Source organism: Synechococcus sp. H55.9 (assembly GCF_047462355.1).
GTDB lineage: Bacteria > Cyanobacteriota > Cyanobacteriia > Thermostichales > Thermostichaceae > Thermostichus.
Window position 1 is genome coordinate 5,959 of record NZ_JANSJB010000076.1, and the last position, 5,253, is coordinate 11,211.

General features: G+C 57.8%; 4 protein-coding genes and 1 tRNA gene. 1 reads left to right on the forward strand and 4 read right to left on the reverse strand.

The window, feature by feature from the left end; all coding sequences use genetic code 11:
• The first annotated feature begins 3 nt into the window (after positions 1–3).
• Positions 4–76: transfer RNA gene (locus tag NW857_RS09960), tRNA-Ala, on the forward strand.
• 217 nt (positions 77–293) lie between these two features.
• Here NW857_RS09960 and NW857_RS09965 read toward each other — a convergent pair.
• The 4 genes from NW857_RS09965 to NW857_RS09980 all read right to left on the reverse strand — a co-directional run.
• Positions 294–752: a fasciclin domain-containing protein gene (locus NW857_RS09965; RefSeq protein ID WP_414333017.1), complete on the reverse strand. Its 459-nt coding sequence runs from the start codon at positions 750–752 to the stop codon at positions 294–296.
• Between the two features lie 125 nt (positions 753–877).
• On the reverse strand, positions 878–2,188 hold the full coding sequence (locus NW857_RS09970; RefSeq protein ID WP_414333019.1) for a CO2 hydration protein: 1,311 nt from the start codon (positions 2,186–2,188) through the stop codon (positions 878–880).
• Positions 2,189–2,311: 123 nt separating this feature from the next.
• Positions 2,312–3,805, reverse strand: a complete 1,494-nt coding sequence (locus NW857_RS09975; RefSeq protein WP_414333021.1) for an NADH-quinone oxidoreductase subunit M — start codon at positions 3,803–3,805, stop codon at positions 2,312–2,314.
• A gap of 47 nt (positions 3,806–3,852) precedes the next feature.
• The coding region (locus tag NW857_RS09980; protein ID WP_414368837.1) for a proton-conducting transporter membrane subunit at positions 3,853–5,253 on the reverse strand (1,401 nt) is incomplete at its 5' end.

Sequence of the window (5,253 nt, forward strand, 5' to 3'; positions counted from 1 at the left end):
CCTGGGGCTTTAGCTCAGTTGGTAGAGCACTTCAATGGCATTGAAGGGGTCAGCGGTTCGAGTCCGCTAAGCTCCATCCTCAAATAGAGAAAAGCTCCTCAGTCAGAGAATTGGGCCAGACGAGTACAAGCTTCGGATTCATCTGCGGGTGGAGTAAAGAGCGCGACATTGCTGCCGGCGAAACCCTCACCCTATGAAGGTGAGGAGATACGCAGAGCAAGAACCTCTAGCTGGGGAGAGTGTTCACAAGGACACTTTCCCCAACCCGCACTCAGGATTTGGTATGGATCCGTTTATCCTCTGGCCGAGGCAGTCAAGGCAGAGTTCATAATCGGCCAGAACCAGTGGGGCCGCATTAGGATCACCGTGTCGATAACGTGAATGATGCCGTTGTCGGCTTCGATATCCGCCTGGATAACGGTGGCATTGTTCACTTCAAACACATCCCCTTCGATAAACAGATCGATGGGGGATCCCTCTACTGAGCCCACGCTCTGGTACTTGGCCAAATCTGCCTTTTTCAGGCGACCGGGCACCACGTGGTAACACAAGATGCGGGTCAGTTGGGGGATGTTTTGCACCAGGGTGGTAATGGTGCCGGGGGGCAACTTGGCGAAAGCTGCATCCGTGGGGGCGAAAACCGTAAAGGGGCCGGGGCTTTTCAGAGTATCCACCAAGTTTGCCGCTTTCACGGCTGTAACTAGGGTGGAGAAACCCTCAGCAGAAACGGCAATATCGACAATATCAGGCATGGCCGAGATCCTTATTTTCTGAAAGTTGGGATGATAGGAAAGCCAAAGAAACAGGCAGTTGCAGAGCTACCTAGCCTGGACACAATCGAGAAGGGGAAGGGTCAATGCCTGGCACTTGAAGTCGGCTAGCGATAGTTCTGATCCTGAATGTAGGACAGGCGGGCTGCTTCTCGGATCCCGTATTCTGGTCGGGTGAAGCGATTGAGTTGTCCCTCAAAATAACGGCGGTTCATCATCAAATGCCGCGGATTGGGATCGTCCAAAGGATAGAGAAAAGCTGCCCTCCCCGCCTGGATCACGGCTGAGGTAACGTTGTACATGGAGCGCTGGAAGCTGATCCCAAGCTGGATCAGCATGTCATCTTCGCCGCGGCAATGCTTGCGGTAATACTCCACCAAATACTGGGGCAAAAAGTGGTACATATCCTGGTGCAAAAGCGTCGGCGGGATCCCAGCAGTGGCCACCGGAAACTTGTCGGCGTAGAGGATCCCATAGTGGAAGTCCAACTGGTTGGTGGGAACTTCGTTGGCCTGGGCGTTGTAGGACTTGGTGCCGCGGAAGGGAGAGGTGCGATAGAACACGGCCTCTACGTAGGGGAAAGCCGCCTCGTAGAGCCAGGTAAATCCCTTGGATTTGGGCACAATATCGTACCATTCCCCGCGAATGCGCACCCGGTGGTAGATGGGCCGCCCGGCAATGGCGAAGATCCCGTTGACCAAAAAGTTCATTGCCTCCGGCACGCTGGTGATTTTGCCCTCGTCGTAGAGGTCGCTCATCTCAAAAAAGACGGGGGCCATAATCTCCCAAAACAGGCCCAGCACCGAATACATGGTGGCCTGGCGGCAAAGTTCCAGAAACATGTCTGGAAAGAGCTTGTACAGGCCGGTCAAGAGAGGATTACCCTGACAGTAGGCGCGGATGGCGCGGTCGGCATTTTGTTTGTATTCCTCGGAATCCATATAGGGATCCAACAGGCCCCCCATATCCCGGTGCCAGAGCATGGCCCGCATACATTCTTCAGCAAATTCCATGTTGATGCGGTCATGCCAGAGGTGATGCAAAATCCGCGGCAGCTTGCGCTTGAGCTCCCCTTTTTCCATGAACTCCAGAAGTTCCGGGTGGGCCGTGGCGGGGCCGCGCCAAATGCGCAAATCTGCATTATCTCCCGCGTAGTGGTTGGCCAGCTTTAGGTATTCTTCGGGAATGATGAACTTAAAAAAGGGCAAGGGATCCACAAACACCTGCTCGGCAATGTAGAGCAGATCCCGCCAGTAGAAGTCCATCGGCACCGCATAGGCTTTGTAAAGGCCGATAATTTGCATCAGGTTTTCCGGCGTATCCGGCAGCATGGATCCCCCCGCTTCGAGGCGGTGGACTACATCCGCAAAAGGGTGGGTAGAAGGGGGAAGCTTGCGGGTTGTGAGGGTTGTCGTCATGGAAGAAGTCTCCAACTCTTCAAAAGCTCTGGATCCTTGAGGCTATGCGTCGAGATCTCAATTCGGTCTTGGACGCTTCCTGGAAGTTCTCCGATTGCTTTGGTCGCCTCCAGAGAAGGTGACCTAGGGAGAATGGGCAAAGTCACCGGCTGAGGCCAGGATGAGGGTTTGGGCCTGAGCCACCTGGGTGGATAGAGTAAACGCCAACGGTTGCGGCCATTTCACCAGGTTCATAGGCTGGATCCCAAACCAGACGATCAAGGCAGTTAAGATAAAGCCCGGGATCCGCTCCCAACCTTGCACCCGTGGGTAGTAGGCGGTGCGGTTGTCCAATTTGCCGAAGCAGGTGCGGTTGAGCAGGATTACAAAATACACCGCCGTCAAGCCGGTGCCGCAGATGCTGATCAAGGTGGGCAAGGGAAAATCTTGGTAGCTGCCCTGGAAGATCAAAAACTCCGCCACAAAGCCCACCAAGCCCGGGATCCCGGCGCTGGCCATGCCGCCCAAAATCAGCAGGGCACTCACGGTGGGCAGGCCGCGCAGGGGATTGAGCAGGCCGTTGAGCACGTCCAGATCCCGCGTTCCCACCTTGCGCTCCACCAGGCCCACCAGATCAAACAGCAGCGCCAAAATCAGGCCGTGGGAGATCATCTGCACCATCGCCCCCGTCAGGCTAATCGGTGTGGCCGCCGCCATGCCCAGCAGGATATAGCCCATATGGCCAATGGAGCTGTAGGCCACCATGCGCTTGATGTCTTTTTGGGCGATGGCCGCCAGAGCCCCCGACAGCACAGCAATGGCCCCCCACCAGGCCAGGATCCCGCCCAGATCGGCCCAAGCTTGGGGAAACAACTGCAGCCCAAAGCGAAACAGACCATAGGTGCCCAACTTGGAGAGCACCCCACCCAGCAGGATCGCCACCGGCGGCGAAGACTCGCCGTAGGCGTCGGGCAGCCAGGTGTGGAGAGGCACCAGCGGCATCTTGATGCCAAAAGCCACAATCAACGCCAAGAGTGTCAGGGTTTGGGCAGCAGGGCCCAGAGAGCTAATGCGAACCTCGGCCAGCTCAAAGGTATGGGGATCCCCTAGCCAGTAGATGGCCAAAAACGCCCCCAACAGGAAGATGGCAGAGACAGCGGTGTAAATCAAAAACTTGATGGCGGCGTAATCCCGCTTGGGGCTGCCCCAGATGGAAATAAGCAGGTAGATCGGGATCAGCACCAGCTCGTAAAAGAGGAAAAACAAGAGCAGGTTCTGAGCGGCAAAAGCCCCGTTGACCGACCCGCTCATGAGCAGAATGCAGCCGTAAAAGAGATTGGGCCGCTTCACTTCCGGCTCCGCCGTCAGAATGGCGATGAGGGTGAGCAGCCCGTTCAGGGCCACCATCAACAAAGACAGCCCATCCAAGCCCAGGGAGTAGCTCAGCCCAATTGGCGGGATCCAATCCCACCGCTGCTCCCACTGCAAGCCGGTCGCCTGCAAGTCGAAGCGGGTAAATAGGAGCAGGGAGATGGCCAGCGGGATCGCGGCCAAGACCACCGCCAGCTTTCGCCCGCCCAAGCCCAGGAACAGGAGCAGGGATCCCACAATCGGCAACACAATCAAGGCACTCAGCATCGTCTTTTTCCTCTTTTCTAAGGACTCCGTCCTGCCACCACCCAAGCCTAGAGAATGAGCCAGCCCAGCAGGGCCACCCCCACCACAATGGTCAGCACATAGGCCTGCAACTGGCCGGAGGTGGTGTATTTCAGGACTTGGCCGCCTGCCAGCACCGCCAAGCTGGTCAAATTCACCAAGCCGTCCACCACGTAGCGATCAAAGAAAGCCGTGACATCAGAGATGATGCGCACCAAAAACACCACACTGGCTCGGTAGAGCTTGGAAGTGTAGAAATCGTTGGCCAGCAGATCCTGCCAGTCGGCCAAGAAAGCCCAGTCCACCGGCCGCCGCTCCCGCGGTAGGTACAGCCAGGCTCCCAAGGCGATGCCCGCCAAGCTGGATCCCGTCATCACTCCAACGGGGATCCCTTCTAGGACGGGAATGAGATCCAGCGCCGCCAGGATCATGGGCATGTGCAGCGCCACTCCCATGGTGACTGTGCTGGGCAACATCATTGGCCAATGCACCTCTGGGGAACGCTCGCTCATCTGCTGCGGCTTACCCCCCCAAACCAGGCCGAAGACCCGCGTCAGCCCCAGCGCCGTCACCGCATTGGTAACCAGCACCACTGCCGCCCACAGCCCCTGCCCCGATTGCGCCAACTGCTGCCACAGATCCGTCAACACCCAGAAGGAGCCGAAGGGGGGCAAGGCGATGATCCCGGCCATCCCCGTCAAAAAGCACAGGCCGGAGATAGGCCGCCGCGACCACAAGCCCCCCAGGTAGCGCAGATCCTGGGTAATGCTGTTCCAGATCACCATACCCAGCGCCATCACCAGCAAGGCCATCGCCGGCGCATAGGTGAGCAGCAGTTGGTAGGCTTGTTGGGTGTGTCCTGTGCCCACCGCTACAAAGATCAAGCCCATGTAGGCGCTCACCAGATAGGACAAGGCCCGCTTGGCATCGATTTGGGCCAGGGCCACGAAGGCTCCTCCCACTGCCGTCAGTGCCCCGATCACCAGCATCACTTCCAGCACGGTTGGGGAAAGAGCATAGAGCGGTTGCAGGCGAATCAACACCCAAGCTCCCGTGCCCACCACCACCGAGTTGCGCAAGATCGAGGCCGGGATCGGCCCCTCCATCGCCTCATCCAGCCACAGGTGCAGGGGGAACTGGGCACACTTGCCCACCGGGCCAGCCAACAACCCCAGCCCCGCCAAAGTGATCAAGGTCGGATCCACAGAGATAGCTCCTGCCTGCACCGACTTTGCCCAAGCCGTCAAGTCCTCAAACTCCCAGGATCCCGTCAGGGGGTAGATGGCGATGACCCCCATCAAGAGCAACAGGTCGCCAATGCGCTTGGTCAGAAAAGCATCCCGCGCCCCTGTTACCACCAGCGACTGGTTAAACCAAAGGCCCACCAACAGGTAGGTGCCCAGAGTCAAAATTTCCAAGATGACGTAGCT

What these genes read in the sequence shown, in the direction of transcription:
- NW857_RS09965 (WP_414333017.1), bottom strand. Translation starts at nt 752, where the DNA reads ATGCCTGATATTGTCGATATTGCCGTTTCTGCTGAGGGTTTCTCCACC.
- NW857_RS09970 (WP_414333019.1), bottom strand. Translation starts at nt 2,188, where the DNA reads ATGACGACAACCCTCACAACCCGCAAGCTTCCCCCTTCTACCCACCCT.
- NW857_RS09975 (WP_414333021.1), bottom strand. Translation starts at nt 3,805, where the DNA reads ATGCTGAGTGCCTTGATTGTGTTGCCGATTGTGGGATCCCTGCTCCTG.